Here is a 16,474-nt window from a genome sequence, read left to right on the forward strand (position 1 = left end):
CCCGCCGCGCCAGCGCTAGAACCAAGTCAGCGCGCGCTGAAGATCAGGTGGGAGCGCGCCGGAATTCGGCGTCGGCTCCGGCGGAGGTTCCTCCGCTGCCGGCGGCTCGCGCTCGCCGGGTTCCTGCGGCTGGTCCTCTAGACCCGCCACGTGCTCGGGGAAACCTTCCAACCGTTCGTCACGCCGTACTTGAAACCCATGGGTGTCGCCTTTCCTCGGTTGCTGTTGAGGGAAGACTCGCCGGGGCCGGATACGTACCGGTAAAGCCGCGGTAACGCGGGCGCCGCCGCCTCGGCGGCGCCCGCGTCGGCCGTGTTTACGGGGTCGTCGTGGACAGGGTGAACGTCAGCGTCTTGCTGTACGCGCCCGTCCGCAGCGCGTCGGTCGCGCCGACGTGCTGGCCGAACGTGATCGTGACCGGGTCGTTGGAGACCGGAGCCGACCAGCTCGACTTCGAGAAGGCGACCGTGAGCGGCGACGGCAGCGAGAACGTGCCGTTCATGAGGTGGCCGGGATCGGACACCGTCAGCGCCGCGTCACCCGCGGTGCTGATGACGTTGGCCGTGGTCGACGCGGTGTAGTCCTTCGCGATCCCCGGCGTGAACGCGCCGAAGCTCGCCGGCGCCCCGAGAGTGAGCGAAAGCGTGGCCGGGACGCTCCCACCCACGTCGCCCTCGACGGCGGTCGCGACGGGGCCGGCCGCCAGCGCCGTGCCGATCTCACCCGCGTTGCACGCGTACGGGTGGTAGAAGGCGCTGCCTTCGACGCACCGCCACATGCTCTGGTTGGTCTCGCTGGGCGCCCCGGTGACGCCCGGGAACTGCGCGGCGCCGACGAAGTACGGCGGACCGACGTCGCGGACCTTGGCGCTCTGCTCGAACGCGTACGCGTCGTTGAGCAGCTCCGCCTCGCCGCCGGCGGCGCCGATCAGGACGAGGCCGATCGGGTCGGCACCCGTCGAGCTGTCACGCACGCCGTAGCCGCCCGGCAGGGTCAGCACCGGGTAGCCGGCGCGGTCGGCGACGTTGACGAGCGCGTTGCCCTGCGGGACCAGGATCGCCGAGTTGGCGGCCAGGATCGCGTCGAGCACGGCCTTGCTGTCCGCCTTGCCCTTGGCGAGGTTGGTCGCGTAGGCGGCGGAGTCCGTCGTGGCCGCCGCGGCGGTCAGACCGGTCTGACCGAACTTCAGGCCCTCGGCCGCGTGCGCGGTGTTGTAGTCGATGACACTCTGCAGCGACTTGAAGTCCCGCTGCAGCTCGTAGGGGACGATGCTGGGCGCGGTGGTGGCCGCGCCGGGGGTCACCGTCGTGGTCGTGGCACCGAGCGTGGTCAGCGTCGTGAGCGCCGCCGGGTACGGGGCGGTCGTGTTGGCGATGACCGCGATCTTCTTACCGCTCAGCGCGGTCGCCGAGAGGCCGGTCGTGTAGTCGTGGCCGGTCAGCGCGCTCAGCTCGGCGGCCGTGTCGAACACGGTCTGGCCGACCGGGCCGGGCGCGTCCTGCGAGGTGGCGACGGGGAGGACGCCGTCGTGGCTGACGGTGCCGACCGTCGGCTTGAGGGCGACGACGCCGGCGTTGGCCGCGGGCGTGATCAGCTGCGCGCTGTCGGTGGAGGTCTCCATGCCGACGGCGAGCGGGGCGAAGCCGGCGGCGACGGCCGCCGTCGAGCCGGCGGAGGAGCCACCGATGCTCTTGTTGGTGTCAGAGGGCAGCAGGACCTGGCCGCCGAGCGACGAGTAGCCCTGCGGCATGTTGGTGTCGAACGCGCCGCCGATCTCGGTGACGTTGGTGTCACCCAGGATCACCGCGCCCGCCGCCTTGAGCTTCGCGACCAGGGCCGCGTCGTCGGACGGCAGGTTGTCCTGCAGGGCGATCGAGCCGGCGCTGGTCGCCAGCGACTTGACGCTGATCGAGTCGTCGACCAGCACCGGGATGCCGTCGAGCGGGCCGAGCGTGCCGCCGGCGGCACGGCGCGCGTCGGCCGCGGCCGCCTCGTCGAGCACGTGCGCGTTGATCGCGCGGACGGCCTGGACGGAGGGACCGTTGGCGTTGGCGAGGGCGATGCGGGTCAGCTCCGCCTTCACCAGCTGCTGGGAGGTCAGCGTGCCGGCGGTGAGCTTGGCCTGCAGGCTCTGCGCGGAGCTCGTCTCCAGGGGGAACGGCAGGATCGTCTTGACGTTGCCCAGCATGCTCATCACCGACGTGTAGTCGGGGTTGCAGTGGCCGCGCGCGGCGTAGGGCTCGGGCACGTCGGTGCGGGCGCAGCGGTAGGAGGCCGGGTCGACCTCGCCCACCGGCTTGCGGAGCTTCGTGCCCTGCTCGATCACGTAGCCGACGCCGATGATGTCGCGCTCGCCGTACGGGCCGGCAAACACGTCGACGCCGATGTTGCGGCGCTGCGTCGTCGTGTAGCCCATCGGGACGACCATCTCCGGGTAGCCGGCCTGCGGCGTGCTCGGAGCCGAGCCGATGATCGCGATCACCGGGTTGACGGTGCCGTCCGGGCAGGTGGTGGTGCCGTTGGCGAGGCCGGCGGCGTTGGTGGAGTTGGTGGTGACACCGGCGCCGGGGCAGTTCATCATCGCGTCGAGCGCCGAGTGGTAGGCCGCCTTGCGCAGGACGAGGTTGGTGGCGAACTGCGTTGCGTTGGTCTGGCCGAGCGTGGTCGGAGCCATGGGGTTGGTGATGGTCGTGTCATCGCTGAGCGACTCGCTCGCGTGGGCGGAGTTGCCGTCCTTGGTCGCTTCCTGCGGGTTGGTGTTGTCGAGCGCGACCTCCTGGGCGAGCGACTTCACCGGCACGTTGGGGCCGAGGCCCTTGTAGTACTCGTCGATCGTCGCGTGTGCCTCCCACCCGCTCGGAAGCGGGGCGACGGTCGCGACCGTGGTGGACGCGTCCGGCACCATGATCGCGCCGGCCGCGGTGAGCGCGGCGACGGCGGCGGCGTTGGCCTGCTGCTGCGCGGTCGGCGTGCACGGCTGCGGCGTGCAGGTCGCGTTGTTGTAGCCGATGCGCTTGCCTTTGACGAAGTTCAGGTCCAGCGCCGACGTGTAGCTCGGCAGCGAGCCGTTCCAGCCGACGGGCGCCGGGATGTCATTGACGCCGTTGGGCTGGCCGGTCGCCGGGCTGCCGAAGTAGTTCGGCCCCATCAGGTCCAGGTATTCCTGGTTGGCCGTGGGATCTGAGCCCGGGACCTCGGCGATCGACTGCAGCGTGATCGCGGCGTCGGAGACGGTGCGGACGATCGGGCCGGCGGTGTCCTGGGAGACATCGATCGGCGAGATCCCGTAGCCGGGGACGAGGCCGACGGTCGGCCGCAGACCCACGTCGGACTGCTGCGTGGACGGGCTGATGATCGACCCGCTGGTCTCGGTGCCGATCGTCAGCGCGGCGAGGCTGGCGGCCGCGGCGGCGCCGGAGCCGCTCGAGCTGCCGCTCGGGCCTTCCGCGGTGTCGATGGCGCTCAGGACCTGGCCGGTGAGGTTGCTGAAGCCCGACGGCTGGCTGCCGAAGCTGTTGGCCCACTCGGAGAGCCCGAGCTTGCCGAGGATGATGACCCCGTGGGCCTTGAGCTCCTTGGCGACGCCGGAGTCGTTCTGGGGGTAGGAATCCTTCAGCGCCCAGTCGCCGGCCGACGTGTACATCGGGGTGGCATCGACGATGTCCTTGAGCAGGATCGGCAGACCCATCGCCGGTCCGAGGTTCTTGCCGTGCGCCCGGGCGTAGTCGGAGTCGGCGGCCTGCTGGAGCGCCTCCGGGTTGATCTGCGTGACCGCGTTCAGGCCGGGCCCGGACTTGTTGATCGCGGCGATGCGGGCCTCGTACGCACGCACGAGCTGCACCGAGGTGACTTGCCCGCTCTGCAACATCTGCTCGGCCTGCGCACCTGACAGGTTCTCGAGATCCAACGAGGGATCGGCCATGGCGGCCGAGGTACAGGTGAGCAGCCCGGCGGTGGCCAGGGCGGCGACGATCATCCGACGCAAGTGCGTCTCCTTGAGGAGCTGAACAGGGACGGGCAAAGACCGTCGCGGACCCCTCCTCGAGCGACCTCAGACCCGTTTGGGACCCTATGTCCAGGCGTTCATGCGCAGGAATGGACGCACGGTCCGAACGGCTACGGACCGGCGGTCGAGACGCTCATTTTCAACTCAGCGGGGAGCTTGCGCCTTGGGTGGCGTGCTGCCCTGGATCCGCTCCTCAGTGCCCGCCAGCACGCCCCGCGCCCAGCGCTCGCTGAAGCCCGCGAGGATCGCGATCGCGATGAAGAAATGGGTGCCGGCGGCGCCGTCGGGCACCTTCAGCGGCACGAGGCCGCTCTGGAGCAGCACGTAGACGACCGTGCCCGAGAGCGCGCCCAGCAGCGGGCGCAGCGCGCCGGCGGCGACGAGCGGCCCGGGGCCCGACTCGGCGTTGGCGAAGAGCGTGTGCAGGCGCAGGTTGCCGGAGGTCATCCCGTACAGGACGCTGAGGATCGCGCCGAGCCCGCCCGCGATCAGGCTGACCAGGTACATGCCGGAGTCCTCTTGGAGCGCGGGGAGCTGGGTGAGACCGAGCGACAGCAGGCAGCCGACGCCCGCGATGACCGTGAGCCCGCCGATGACACCCGCGAGATAGCGCAGCTGCGCACGTCGCTGCGCCGCGCGCTGGAAGTAGCCCTCGGCGCGCTTGAGCGCGGCGTCGAGGTACTCGATGCGGGCGCATTCGACCGGCTGGCCTTCGGCGTGCGTGGCCGCGTTGCGGTCGAGCTCTTTGAAGATGCCGGAGATGACGCCGTAGAGCATCCGCAGGCAGAGGGCGCGGTCGCGCCCGGCCTCGAAGGTGAGGTCCACCTGGCGGTAGAGCCCGTAGGCGCGGAACAGCAGCTCCTCGACGCTCTGCTCGAGCCGCACGTCGGGCGCGCAGGCGATCTCGAGCCGCTCGCGCCCGTCCTCTCTCACCAGTGCGACGGCAACCGCGATCCAGCTGCCGTAGTAGCGCTCGAGCACGTCGTGCTCGGTCTCGAAGGCCCGCACCAGCGTCGCGGCACGCTCGGCCTGCGGGCCGGTGCCGACGCCGAAGGCGTCTCCGAGTGTCGTCGGCCGGCGGAAGCGTCTCTCCGCGGTGGGCGGATCCAACGTCGCTTCGAATAGGTCCTGCATCTCGTGGCGAGCGTCCCGGTTTCGCCCGCGGGCTGCAATCACCCCGCGGGACCAACCCACTCACCCTCCGACCTCGACGTTCGGTCAGGTTCTGCTGTTGCCCACGCGGACACGGCGGGGGACGATGCGGGCCTTCATGGACGTTTGTTGGATGCGCGCGTGTCTGGCGTGCCTTGTGGTCACTGCGGCGCTGCTCATCGTTCCCGGTTGGGCGCGAGCGGCGACCGCGCCGGTGATCGTGGCCGGTCCGGTGATCAGTGGTACCGCGCAGGTGGGGGAGGAGCTGGCCCCGGTGGCGGCCTGGACGGGCGATCCGGCGCCGACCGCGACGTGGGTATGGCAGCGCTGCACCAAGCCGGCGGGCGGGTGCGCGGCGATCACGGACGCGGTGAGCGAGCGCTATCGCGTCGTCGAGGCGGACGTCGGCGCATACCTGCGGGTGGGCCTGAAAGTGACCAACAGCGCCGGGTCCAAGGAAGCTCGGTCGAAGCCGACCGCGGCGGTGCTCGCCGCGCCGGTGGCGACGCCCACGTCCACGCCTACGCCCGAGCCGGTCGCGACACCGGAGCCGGCGGAGCCCCCGGCGCCCGACCCCGAGCCGGTGGTCGTGCCCGTGATCGCGTCGCCGCTCGTCCCGCTCGCGTTCGATCCGTTCCCCGTGGTGCGCTTCCGCGGCGAGCTGACCGCGACCGGGGCGCGCTTGACCCTGCTGTCGGTGCGCGCGCCACGCGACGTGCGGATCTCGGTGGACTGCGCGGGCCGCGACTGTCCGGCCCGCCACTTCGTGTCACCCGCGGGCAAGCTTCGCCTGCGCAAGTTCGAGCGCGGCTTCAAGGCCGGGACACGACTGGAGATCCGCGTGACCAAGGCGGGCTACGTCGGCAAGTTCACCTCGATCGTCATCCGGCGCCACGCCGAGCCCAGGCGGCTCGACCGGTGCCTGGTCCCTGGCGCCGACCGGCCGAGCAGATGCGCCGGGGCATGACGTCGATCACGCTGCGCTGCCTGCTCGTCCTGGCGTTCGTCGCGTCGTTCGCGATCGCGTCCCGGCCGGATCCGGCCTCTCCGTCGGATGCCGCGACCGCTCGCCCACCCGCGCCGGCCGCGGTGCGGGCGCTGCATTCCGTGGCGGCGCTGCCCGTCGCCGCGACGCCCGCTCCGACGGCGGTTGCGAAGCCCCGGCGCGCCGCTCGTGGCCGGGCCGCGACGAAGCGCCACCGCGCGGCGGCCGCCCGCCCGCACGCCACGCCGACGCGCGCAGCGGCATCGTCGTGCGCGTCCATGACGCCAGGCTGCGCGGCGACGACGCCCGCGTCACGCTGCGCCGCCGCGGGCTGCGCGGTCGCGACGCCCGTGCCGATGCGGACGCCCGCGCCACCGGTTGCGGCGGCTCCGGTCTCGCCACCCGTCGCGACCGCGGCGCCGCGCCAGTCCAAGCCGAAGCCGCGCTTCGACTCCTCCGGCGGGTTCGAGTCGGAGGGTTGACGCGATGCTCCTGAGAGGCGTCGGCGTGTTCGCGGCGGTCGCGCTGCTCGGCGCGGTCGCCGGTCAGGTCGCCACGGCCGGCGACGACTCGACGGTTGAGCGGACCGTGCAGGTCGGCGCGACGACGTTGCGGCTGACGGGCGATTGGCGGATGGTCGACGCGACCACGCTCGCGAACGGACCCGCCCGGATGCACGTCGTGCTCGATCCGTCACTGCGCGCCGAGGGCGGCTCGCCGGCGCGGCTCGGCGGCTACCGCGGATGGTCCTCCGGCTCGGGCACGGTCCTGCCGACGACGCGCGGCATGCTGCGGGTCTCGTGCGATCCCAGACCGTGCCAACGCGCCGTGCGGTCGGTCTCGGTCACGGGCGCGGCGATCCTCGCTCCTGCGCCCGGCCTCGCTCTGCGCCTGCGCGCGCCGGCGGTGCTCGCGACGCTCGACGCCACCCGCGCGAGCGCCCGCACCGCGCTCGCGCACGCCGCCGCCCCGAGCCCGGCGACGCGCGAACTGGCGCACCGCCTCGCCGTCGCCCACCGCACTGCCCTTGAAGCGCTCCGTCCGCTCGCCAATGTCGCGGGCGCAGCTTCGGCCAGTGCCGCGGGCGCCAGCACGGCCGGCACCGCGGACACCGCCGCGGCAGGCACCGCCGGCGGCGGGCTCGTGACCGCCCTCGAGCGCTCCGAAGGGGCGTACGACCAGCTCGCCGGCGCGACCTCTGCCCGCGCGTTCAACGCCGCGCGCGATGAGGTCGTCGCCACCGACCGCGCGGTCGAGGCTGCCGTCGCCGGCCTCGCCCGCGGCGGTGCTCCGGCGGTTCAGGCGCCCCGGGTTCCCGCCGCGGCGCCGGCCGGCGGCGGCGCGTCGCTCCTCACGCTGCTGCTCGTGCTCGCGACCGCGTTGCTCGTCAGCGCGCTCGCGCCCGCGTCGCTGCGGCGGCTCCGTGCCCGCCGGACGGCGTGTGACATCGCGAAGCCTTGTGTCGTGGCGAGGCGGCAGCGGACGCCGATCGCGCCGCCGCCGACCTACGGGCGCTGGAACGAGGCGCCGCGGGGGCCGGACGCCGCCCCGGAGGACGGCGCCCGCACACCCACTACGGCGTGGTCGTCGACAGCGTGAACGTGAGCGTCTTCGAGTAGGCGCCCGTCCGCAGCGCGTCGGTGGCGCCGATGTGCTGCTTGAACGCGATCGTCACCGGGTCGTTGGAGACCGGCTCCGTCCAGGTGGCCTTGCTGAAGGCGACCTCCAGCGGCGACGGCAGCGTGAACGCCCCATTGGCCAGGTGACCGGGGTCGGAGACGGTGAGCGACGCGTCGCCGGCCGTCGAGATGACGTTGGCGGTCGTGTTCGCCGTGTAGTCCTTCGCGACGCCCGGCGTGAACGCGCCGAAGGTCGCCGGAGCGCCGAGCGTCAGCGACAGCGTCGCCGGGACCGACCCGCCGACGGTGCCGGTCGTCGCGGTCGCGAACGGCAGCACCGGACTGATCGCCGGCGCGACGTGCCCGTTGGCCTTCGCCTCGAACGCGTAAGCCATGCCGAGCAGCTTCGCGTCATCGAACTCCTTGCCCTCCAGCTGCAGGTTGATCGGCTGGCCGTGGTCGTTGACCCCGGCCGGGAAGATCACGGTCGGCACGCCGGCGGCCGAGGCCTGCGGATCGCGACGGCCGAAGCTCGGCTGGATCGAGTCGTTGAGGTGGATGTCTGAGAGCTGGCCCGGGAAGACCGCGGCGTCGACGCCTTGGGCGTCCAGCCATGCGGCGAGCTGGACCCGGTACGCGGCGCGCGCGGCCTGGAAGGCGGCGACCTGCTCGGGCGTCATCGCGCCGGTGCCGGTGTACGTGGCGGTGTTGCGGAACTGCGGGAGCCGCAGCGGGCTGCGGATGATCGACGGGACGTCGGTGTACGGGTTGTCGGGGTGGGCGAGGATCCACTGGCGCCAGCCCTCGAAGCCCTTGTCACCCGCCGTGTTTGCGGGGCCGTTGGGCGGGTCGCTGATCGGCTTGACCGTCGCGCCCGCCTCGACGAAGTGCGCGAACTGCGCGCGCATCGCGTCGCTCGTGCCGGTCGTCCCGAACGGATCGAGGAACGCCGACGCCGGGACGCCGATCACTTTCCCCTGCAGCGCGCCGGCGTTCAGGGACGACGGCCAGTCACTCGGCCGGTGCCCGTTGGCGACGTCGTCGAGCGGGTCGGCGGGGGAGTCGATCGCGGTGGCGTTGAGCAGCAGCGCGAGGTCGGGCAGCGAGCGGCTGATCACGCCCGCGTAGTCCTGCACGTAGGTCAGCGGCATCACGCCGTCGGTGCTCTGCATGCCGTCGGTGCCGCGCAGCGACACCAGCGACGCCGCGCTCGACGGGCCCCAGAGCGAATCGCCGGTCTGCGTGCCCAGCGCGGCGGCGGCGAAGCTCGACGCGACCGCCACGGCCGACCCGCCGGACGAGCCGATCGACGACTTCGACGGATCGAACGCGTTCCACACCTGCCCGGAGGCACTGGGGGAGAAGTGGCCGTCGGTCGCGAACTCGGCCAGGTTGGCCTTGCCCATGATGATCGCCCCGGCCTCGCGCAGCTTGGCCACCAGCCACGCGTCCTTCTTCGGCTGGTAGCCGGCGAAGACCAGCGACCCGCCGGTGGTCGGCATGTCCTTGGTGTCGAAGATGTCCTTGGCCAGGATCGGGATGCCCAGCAGCGGCCGCTTGTCGCCGGCTGCGCGGGCGTCGTCGGCGGCCTTGGCCTGCGCCATCGCGTCGGGCGCGGTGACGATCACGGAGTGCAGGCCGAGCGGCCCGCTGTCGTAGGCGGCGATGCGGTCGAGGTAGGCGCGCATGATCTGCTGCGCGTTCGTCGCGCCGCTGGCCATGTCGGCCTTCAGCTCGGTGATCGACTTGCCCACGACGTTGTAGGGCGAGCTCGTCGTGGCGCCGATCGCGCGATCGGCGACGACCGGTCCGAGCGCGGGCGCCGCGGCGCCGCCGCAGGCGGGGACGGTCCAGTTCACGACGCGGCAGAGCGTGCCGGTCGCGATGTCACTCACGGGCGGGGCGGCGGCGAGCGCGGCCGCCTTGGCCTGCACCGCGCTGACCTGCGAGCCCGCCGCGGGCGTGGTGCCACCGCCGGGCGGCGTGCGCGTCTCGCTCAGCCCGGTGACGACGAAGTGCGCGAGCGAGCGCGTCTCGCCCGCCGGGATCGTGACCGTGTTGACGAACGCGGGGTGGTTGCTCTCGTCGCCGGTGGCGGGAAGGGCGACCGTGAAGGGGTCGCGCAGGAAGTCGCCGACGCGGTCGAACGTGCCCGTGACGGTCGCGCTCGTCCCGTTGACCGTGGCGCTGCCGGCGGCCGCCGACGGCGAGTAGAACGATGCCCAGCCGTCCGCCGGGGTGATCGCGGCGTCACCGCTCGAGGTGGACGCGATCGCGCTCTGGTTGGTGCCCGTGTTGTAGCCCACCTGGCCGCCGAAGGCGACCTCGATCGTCACCGGCGCGGACGTCGTGTTGGTGAAGGAGTCGAGGAAGCGCGCCCAGCTGTCGGTGGTGTTGAACAGCAGCGAGCGCTTGACCGCGACGCCGCCGATCTGGACCGCCGCCTTGCTCGAGAACGCGGTCGCGCTGTCGGGCGTCAGCCCGAACCCGCGCAGGAGGATCCCGTTCAGGCGCGCGGCGCCCGGGACCTTCATGCGGATGCCGCCGTAGCCCTGAAGCGAGTTCGTGCCCGTGTTGTGGATGCTCCCAGTGTCCAGGCCGGGGACGAGCGAGTCGTTGACCGCCCACGTGTCCCCGTTGGTGTTGGTCACGGTGCTCCAGCCCCACGCCGTCGACGACGACGCGGCGACGATCGCCGTCACGGCGACGGCCAGCTTCGAGCGACGGCGCCGCCAAGCGCGCGCCGTAGAGCGAGATGCGTACAACAGACCCTCCGAATCCGGCTTTTGACCCTCGCTCGGCGACGCTATCGGCGGGTACGGGCTCCTCCTCTAGACCGCCGGTCGGAGACACCGGCGGCGCGTTCGGACCCACGGTCGAACCGCGGCGTTCAGCTCCAGCGGCGCCAGATCGGATCGCGCGCCGCGGGCGCGAGCGGCGGGTCGACCGCGTGCGTGGTCTCGGCCGCGGCCGCGAGGCCGCCCAAGAGCCCCGCGAGCCGCTCCACGTCGGCGGGGTCGGTCGCGGCGAGGACCCGATCGGTCGCGTCGCCGAAGTCGCGATAGGCGTCGTGCACGCGGTTGCGGCCGGCCGTCGAGAGGTGGACGACGCGGAGCCGGCGGTCGGCCGGGTCGGTGTGGCGCTCGACGAAGCCGTCGTGCTCCAGCCGCTGGATCATCGCGCCCGCGCCGCTGCGCGACAGCGTGGTGATCTCGGCCAGCCGGCGCTGCGCAACGCCTCCGTGGTGCGCGAGGTAGAGCAGGGCCGTCAGCTCCTCGTCGCCGACGTTGAGCCGTCTTCGCACCCCGCCGCGGTAGCGGACCGCGGCCAGCTCCAGAGCGGCGAGCGACCGGTGGATCTTCGCTTTGGAATCGCCGTCCATGAGGTTCTGGCCTAGAAGGCTACCGCCGGTCGTTGACGTGGGAATGATCGTGTGATTGGGTCTTCGGACAATGGAGCGCCGGAGGCTGCATCGCGACGTCATGGCGGAGTTCGTCGCCGAGATCGTCAGCGGGCGCCTGGCGCCCGGAGACGCGTTGCCGCGCGAGGTGGCCGTCGCCGAGCGCTTCGGCATCAGCCGCGGGATCGCCCGCGAATGCCTGCGCGCGCTGGAGGAACGCGGCCTGGCGACCGTTCGCCACGGGAGCAAGACGACCGTCAACCCGCGCGAGGACTGGGACCTCTTCGATCCCGATGTCATCGCGGCGTCGCTGGCCGGCCCGGGCGCGGTCGCGCTGCTGGGCGAGTACATCGAGTGCCGCCGGATCGTCGAGATCGAAGCCGCCGGGTTCGCCGCCGAGCGGGCGACGGCCGACGACGTGGCCGCGCTCGAGGCGCGCTTCGAGGAGATGAAGGCCGCGCTCGCGACCAAGGGCGCCGCCGCTCAGGAAGCCGCCTACCACGCGGCGGACGTCGCGTTCCACACCCAGCTCGTGCACGCTACGGGGAACCTCGCGCTGCTCACGCTCGTGCGCCGCGTCGACACCGCGTTGCTGGTCGCGCGCTACCCGCTCGCGCGGCCCGCGTATCGCCGCACCCGCGCGCTGCCCGAGCACGAGGCGATCCTCGTCGCGGTGCGCGAGGGGAATCCCGACGCGGCCCGCGCGGCGATGCGCGCCCACCTCGACACGGTCGAGAGCTACCTGCACGAGCACGCCCGGCAAGTGGCTCGCTCCGCGGCCTGAGCTCATCATCCGAACGCGTGGGTCGGGCGACCGGACACGCCCGGTCGCAGTCGTAGAAGCGAGCCGGCGAGCGGCTCGGGGGCGGCCAGCCGATACCGCGCCGATGTCACATACAGCGTGCTGAGGTCCGGCCCGCCGAACGCCGGGCAGGTCGGGTTGGTCACGGGGAGCTCGATGTGGTCCTCGAGCACGCCGCCGGGGGTGTAGCGGCGGAGCGCCCCGCCGCCGAACAGCGCGAGCCAGACGCCGCCGTCGGCATCGACGCAGAGCCCGTCGGGCAAGCCGTCCTCGGGCTCGATGCGCGCGAACGGCCGCCGGGCGCCGAGCCGCCCGCGGTCGACGTCGAAGTCGATCGCGTCGATCCGCTGGGCGGGTGAGTCGACGTAGTAGAGGCGGGTCGCGTCGAGGTTGAAGTCGAGCCCGTTGGAGATCGTCACGCCGGGGAGGGCGACCTCGGGCATGCCGCCAGGTTCGAGCCGGTACAGCGCGGCGGTGCCCGGGACCCGCGTCGTCGACATCGTCCCCGCCCACAGCCGACCACGGGGATCGCAAACGGCGTCGTTGAAGCGGTTGGCGGTGCGGCCGGGCTCGACGGCGGCGATCAGCCGCGGCGCGGCGTCGAGGTCGTCGAGCGACACGAGCTCGCGGCCGACGCCGGTGACGATCCCTCCGCTCGCCGCGGGCAGCGCGAACCCGACCGGCGCCGCGACGGTGCGCCTCCGCTCGCTCCCCGCGTCGCGGAGGACGATCGCCGGTGCGTGGATGTCGACGCGCAGGAGCTGCTGCGTGGCGTGGAGCCACACGGGGCATTCGCCGAGCTCGTCGGCGGCGGGGACGGCGATCTCGATGTGCATTGATAGAGTGATTATATCTCTTCTGTCGCGATCGTCACCGGAGGAACGCGCGGGATCGGCCGCGCAACCGTCGAGCGCCTGCTCGCGGACGGCCTGTCGGTCTGCTTCTGCGGGCGTGACGGCGAGGCGGGTGCGGCCGTCGAGCGGGCGCTCGGAGATCGGGCGTTCTTCCACCGCGCCGACGTCGCGGCGGAGGCCGACGTGGCGCGGCTCGTCGACGCGTGCGTCTCCCGGCTCGGCCCACCGGCGGTGCTGGTCAACAACGCCGGCCGCAACGCGAACTTCGACGCCGCGACCATGACCGAGGCCGAGTGGGACGCGTTCTTCGGCGTCGATCTCAAGTCGGCCTGGCTGTGCGTCAAGCACGTGCTTCCGTTCATGCGCGCGAGCGGGGGAGGCGCGATCGTCAACGTCTCGTCGATCCACGCCGCCGTGACCCTCGAGGGCTTCTTCCCCTACGCGGCCGCGAAGGCGGGCCTGACCGGGTTGACCCGCAGCCTCGCGCTCGACCTCGGCTCCTCCGGGATCCGCGTGAACTGCGTGTGCCCCGGCTTCACCGACACCCGCCTCGTGCGCGAGAGCATGGCCCGCTCGGCCGATCCGGGCGCCGCCGAGCGGGCGATGGTCGCCGGCGTCGCGCTCGGCCGGATCGCGGCGCCGGCCGAGATCGCCGCGACGATCGCGTTCCTGGCGTCCGCCGACGCGAGCTACGTGACCGGCGCGACCCTGTACGTGGACGGCGGCCTCACCGCCCGCCGCGCCGGTTGAGGCGGACGGTTTTGTGCCTGGCCTCCGAAGTCATCGAGTGATTGGATCAATCGTGTGGCGACGATCCTCATCACCTGGCCGGACTTCGAGCCCGACGGCCCGCTCACCGGCCGGCGGCTGACCGCCGCCGGGCACGATCTGCGGGTCGCGCCGAAGCGCACCCGGCGGACGAGCGACGAGATGCTCCGTCTGGTCGACGGCGTCGCCGCGGCGATCGTCTCGACCGACCCGTTCGATGCGCCGGTGCTCGAGGCGGCGAGCCAGTTGCGGGTGATCGCGCGCGTCGGGGTCGGGACCGACTCGATCGACCTCGAGGTCGCGGCCCGCAACCGCGTCGCGGTCTGCACGACCCCGGGCGCCAACACCGCCAGCACCGCCGATCACACGATCGCGCTGATGCTCGCCGCCGTGCGGCGGGTCGCCCAGCACGACCGCGCGATCCGCGGTGGTGGGTGGGAGCGCACGGGCTCGGCGACGGGGTGGGAGCTCGGCGGCGCCACCGTCGGGCTGGTCGGGTACGGCGCGATCGGACGGCAGGTCCGGCGCCGGCTGAGCGGGTTCGGCGTACACGTGCTCGTCTGCGACCCGCTCCTCGGCCATGTGCCGGGCGTGCAGCGGGTGGCGCTCGACGAACTGCTCGCCACGAGCGACGTCGTGTCTTTGCACCTCCCGCTGACGGCGTCCACGCGCGGCCTGCTCGACCGGCGGCGCCTGGCGCTCCTGCGGCCGCACGCCGTGCTCGTCAACACCGCCCGCGGAGCGCTGGTCGACGAGGAGGCGCTCGCAGACGCCCTCGAAGGCGGCGGCCTGCGGGCCGCGGCGCTGGACGTCCTGACCGTCGAGCCGCCCGGCAGGACGCGCTTGAGTGCGCTCGACAACGTCGTCCTGACGCCGCACGTCGCCGGGCTCAGCGAGCCGTCGGTGCGGGAGATGACGCGCCGCGCGACCGACGACGTCCTGGCCGTCCTCGGCGGGCGCGAGCCGGCGGGCCGGGTCGGCGCGGATCTGGTGACGCCGGCATGAGCGACGTCCGGCTCACGACCGGCCAGGCGCTCGTGCGCTGGCTTTCGGCGCAGTATTCCTCGCGCGACGGCGTCCGCCGGCGCGCGGTTCCCGCCGTGTGGGGGATCTTCGGGCACGGCAACGTGCTCGGTCTCGGTCAGGCGCTGGCGCAGGAAGGGGAGGACCTGCCGCTGTATGCGCCCAAGCACGAGCAGTCGATGGTGCACTCCGCACTGGGCTTCGCGAAGGCGGCGCGCCGGCTGCAGCTGCACGCGTGCACGGCGTCGATCGGCCCGGGCGCGACGAATCTGTTGACCGGCGCGGCGACGGCGACCGTCAACCGCCTGCCGGTGTTGCTCCTGCCGGCGGACACGTTCGCCTCGCGGCGCAGCGGGGTGGTGCTGCAAGAGCTCGAGGACCCGGCCGGCGGCGACCTGACGGTCAACGACGCGTTTCGCCCGCTGAGTCGCCACTTCGACCGCGTCGCGCGGCCGGAACAGCTGCTCACCGCCCTTCCTCGCGCGCTGCGGGTGCTGCTCGATCCGGCCGAGACCGGGGCGGTCACCGTCGCGTTGCACCAGGACGTGCTCGGCGAGGCGTTCGCGTGGCCGTCGACGTTCTTCGCGCCGCGGACGTGGGTCGTGAGCCGGCGCCCGCCCGCGGAAGAGGAGCTTTCCGAGGTCCGCTCCCTGCTGCGCGCCGCCCGCCGCCCGCTGGTGATCGCGGGTGGCGGCGTGCGCTACTCGGAGGCCGAGGCGGCGCTGGCTTCGTTCTCTCGCGCGCACGGCATCCCGGTCGCGGAGACGTCGGCCGGCAAGGGGGTGATGGCGCCGGATCCGCTCAACCTCGGCGGCATCGGCGTCAACGGCACCGGCGCCGCGCGGCAGGTCGCCGCGCAGGCCGATCTGGTGGTGTGCGTCGGGACGCGGCTGACGGACTTCACGACCGGCTCGCTGTCGCTGTTCGCGGATCCGTCGGTGCGCTTCATCGGGATCAACGTGTGCGCGGCGGATGCGATGAAGCTCGGGGCGACCCCGCTGGTGGCCGATGCGCGGCTCGCGCTCGAGGCGCTGTCCGCCGGCGTGGCGCGCGCGGCCTCGCGAGCGGATGTCGTGGCGGCTCAGGCGGCTTGGAGTGTGGACGTCGCCTCGCGTCCGGCGGGCTTCTCCCGGCGCGCGGTCTACGAGACGGTCAACGCCGACGCCAGCGCGGGCGACTGGGTCGTGGCCGCGGCGGGCTGGTCACCCGGTGATCTGCTCAAGCTCTGGAAGGTCCCCGTTGGCGGCCATGCCCACCTCGAGTTCGGCTTCTCGTGCATGGGTCACGAGCTCCCATCGGCGCTCGGAATCCGCCTGCACGAGGGGCCGGACGGCGAGGTCTTCGTCATCGTCGGCGACGGCAGCCTGCTGATGGCACCAGGCGAGCTGCTGACCGCGGTGCAGGAGGGTCTGAAGGTCACGCTGGTCGTGGTGGACAACGCCGGGTTCGGCTCGATCGACGCCCTCGCGCGCGACACCACCGGCGTCAGCCTCGGCAACCGCTTCGTCGGTCGCGACGGAGCGCTGCTTGCCGTCGACTACGCCGCGCTGGCGGCGTCCCTCGGGTGCCGCGGCGTCCGTGCTGGGGACGAGCGGTCGCTCGCGGCGGCGTTGCGGGAGGCTCGCGCGGGAGACGTGACCACCGTCATCCACTGCCCGGTCGCGGACGGCGACATCCCCGCCTCAGGGGCGTTCTGGGACCTCGGCGTGCCCGAAGTCGCGACGGACGGCGGCGCGACCCGGCGCATCGCCCGCGCGCTCGCGGCCCGCGGTGCCGCGGGTCAGCGGCGCTTCGCCTGACTCACGGGAGGCTCGGCGCGCGCAGCCTCGTGATCGCTTGGTAAGCCTCTGACTTACCAAGCCATC

12 protein-coding genes are annotated in these 16,474 nt (G+C 72.9%); 7 read left to right on the top strand and 5 right to left on the bottom strand.

Annotated features, from left to right (window positions below):
• Nucleotides 1-316: 316 nt before the first annotated feature.
• Complete coding sequence (locus tag OM076_RS05840; protein WP_270038698.1) at nucleotides 317-3,976, bottom strand: amidase family protein; 3,660 nt, start codon at nucleotides 3,974-3,976, stop codon at nucleotides 317-319.
• A 174-nt stretch (nucleotides 3,977-4,150) separates the two neighbouring features.
• Complete coding sequence (locus OM076_RS05845) at nucleotides 4,151-5,140, bottom strand: hypothetical protein (RefSeq protein WP_270038549.1); 990 nt, start codon at nucleotides 5,138-5,140, stop codon at nucleotides 4,151-4,153.
• A 151-nt stretch (nucleotides 5,141-5,291) separates the two neighbouring features.
• Here OM076_RS05845 and OM076_RS05850 point away from each other — a divergent pair, with 151 nt between their 5' ends.
• Genes OM076_RS05850 through OM076_RS05860 form a run of 3 tightly spaced genes read left to right on the top strand, consistent with a single transcriptional unit; the run spans nucleotide 5,292 to nucleotide 7,742 of the window.
• Entirely contained in the window at nucleotides 5,292-6,125 is an 834-nt protein-coding gene (locus tag OM076_RS05850) for a hypothetical protein (RefSeq protein ID WP_270038550.1), read from the top strand.
• The gene (locus OM076_RS05855) at nucleotides 6,122-6,625 is read left to right on the top strand and encodes a hypothetical protein (RefSeq protein WP_270038551.1); all 504 of its coding nucleotides are present in this window, start codon (nucleotides 6,122-6,124) and stop codon (nucleotides 6,623-6,625) included. Before OM076_RS05850 ends, OM076_RS05855 begins: the two co-directional genes overlap by 4 nt.
• Nucleotides 6,626-6,629: 4 nt before the next feature.
• The gene (locus tag OM076_RS05860) at nucleotides 6,630-7,742 is read left to right on the top strand and encodes a hypothetical protein (RefSeq protein ID WP_270038552.1); all 1,113 of its coding nucleotides are present in this window, start codon (nucleotides 6,630-6,632) and stop codon (nucleotides 7,740-7,742) included.
• On the opposite strand, the gene OM076_RS45880 is transcribed toward OM076_RS05860, so the two are convergent.
• Nucleotides 7,717-10,464: an amidase family protein gene (locus OM076_RS45880; RefSeq protein WP_270038553.1), complete on the bottom strand. Its 2,748-nt coding sequence runs from the start codon at nucleotides 10,462-10,464 to the stop codon at nucleotides 7,717-7,719. The genes OM076_RS05860 and OM076_RS45880 overlap by 26 nt on opposite strands.
• A gap of 188 nt (nucleotides 10,465-10,652) precedes the next feature.
• Complete coding sequence (locus OM076_RS05870; protein ID WP_270038554.1) at nucleotides 10,653-11,144, bottom strand: MarR family winged helix-turn-helix transcriptional regulator; 492 nt, start codon at nucleotides 11,142-11,144, stop codon at nucleotides 10,653-10,655.
• A gap of 55 nt (nucleotides 11,145-11,199) precedes the next feature.
• Between OM076_RS05870 and OM076_RS05875 the strand changes: the two genes are divergently transcribed.
• Nucleotides 11,200-11,946 carry a FadR/GntR family transcriptional regulator gene (locus OM076_RS05875; protein WP_270038555.1) on the top strand — a complete coding sequence of 249 codons (747 nt, stop codon included), beginning with the start codon at nucleotides 11,200-11,202 and terminating at the stop codon, nucleotides 11,944-11,946.
• A 5-nt stretch (nucleotides 11,947-11,951) separates the two neighbouring features.
• Here the strand turns inward: OM076_RS05875 and OM076_RS05880 are convergent, their stop codons facing one another.
• Entirely contained in the window at nucleotides 11,952-12,800 is an 849-nt protein-coding gene (locus tag OM076_RS05880) for an SMP-30/gluconolactonase/LRE family protein (protein WP_270038556.1), read from the bottom strand.
• 30 nt (nucleotides 12,801-12,830) lie between these two features.
• Between OM076_RS05880 and OM076_RS05885 the strand changes: the two genes are divergently transcribed.
• Genes OM076_RS05885 through OM076_RS05895 form a run of 3 tightly spaced genes read left to right on the top strand, consistent with a single transcriptional unit; the run spans nucleotide 12,831 to nucleotide 16,408 of the window.
• Nucleotides 12,831-13,568 carry an SDR family NAD(P)-dependent oxidoreductase gene (locus OM076_RS05885; protein WP_270038699.1) on the top strand — a complete coding sequence of 246 codons (738 nt, stop codon included), beginning with the start codon at nucleotides 12,831-12,833 and terminating at the stop codon, nucleotides 13,566-13,568.
• 54 nt (nucleotides 13,569-13,622) lie between these two features.
• The gene (locus tag OM076_RS05890) at nucleotides 13,623-14,591 is read left to right on the top strand and encodes a phosphoglycerate dehydrogenase (RefSeq protein ID WP_270038557.1); all 969 of its coding nucleotides are present in this window, start codon (nucleotides 13,623-13,625) and stop codon (nucleotides 14,589-14,591) included.
• Nucleotides 14,588-16,408, top strand: a complete 1,821-nt coding sequence (locus OM076_RS05895) for a thiamine pyrophosphate-dependent enzyme (protein WP_270038558.1) — start codon at nucleotides 14,588-14,590, stop codon at nucleotides 16,406-16,408. The genes OM076_RS05890 and OM076_RS05895 overlap by 4 nt, the downstream gene beginning before the upstream one ends.
• Nucleotides 16,409-16,474: the final 66 nt, after the last annotated feature.

This window comes from Solirubrobacter ginsenosidimutans, assembly GCF_027587205.1.

Coding starts and splice junctions, on each gene's coding strand:
- OM076_RS05840 (WP_270038698.1), bottom strand. CDS start 3,976: ATGATCGTCGCCGCCCTGGCCACCGCCGGGCTGCTCACCTGTACCTCG.
- OM076_RS05845 (WP_270038549.1), bottom strand. CDS start 5,140: ATGCAGGACCTATTCGAAGCGACGTTGGATCCGCCCACCGCGGAGAGA.
- OM076_RS05850 (WP_270038550.1), top strand. CDS start 5,292: ATGCGCGCGTGTCTGGCGTGCCTTGTGGTCACTGCGGCGCTGCTCATC.
- OM076_RS05855 (WP_270038551.1), top strand. CDS start 6,122: ATGACGTCGATCACGCTGCGCTGCCTGCTCGTCCTGGCGTTCGTCGCG.
- OM076_RS05860 (WP_270038552.1), top strand. CDS start 6,630: ATGCTCCTGAGAGGCGTCGGCGTGTTCGCGGCGGTCGCGCTGCTCGGC.
- OM076_RS05870 (WP_270038554.1), bottom strand. CDS start 11,144: ATGGACGGCGATTCCAAAGCGAAGATCCACCGGTCGCTCGCCGCTCTG.
- OM076_RS05880 (WP_270038556.1), bottom strand. CDS start 12,800: ATGCACATCGAGATCGCCGTCCCCGCCGCCGACGAGCTCGGCGAATGC.
- OM076_RS05895 (WP_270038558.1), top strand. CDS start 14,588: ATGAGCGACGTCCGGCTCACGACCGGCCAGGCGCTCGTGCGCTGGCTT.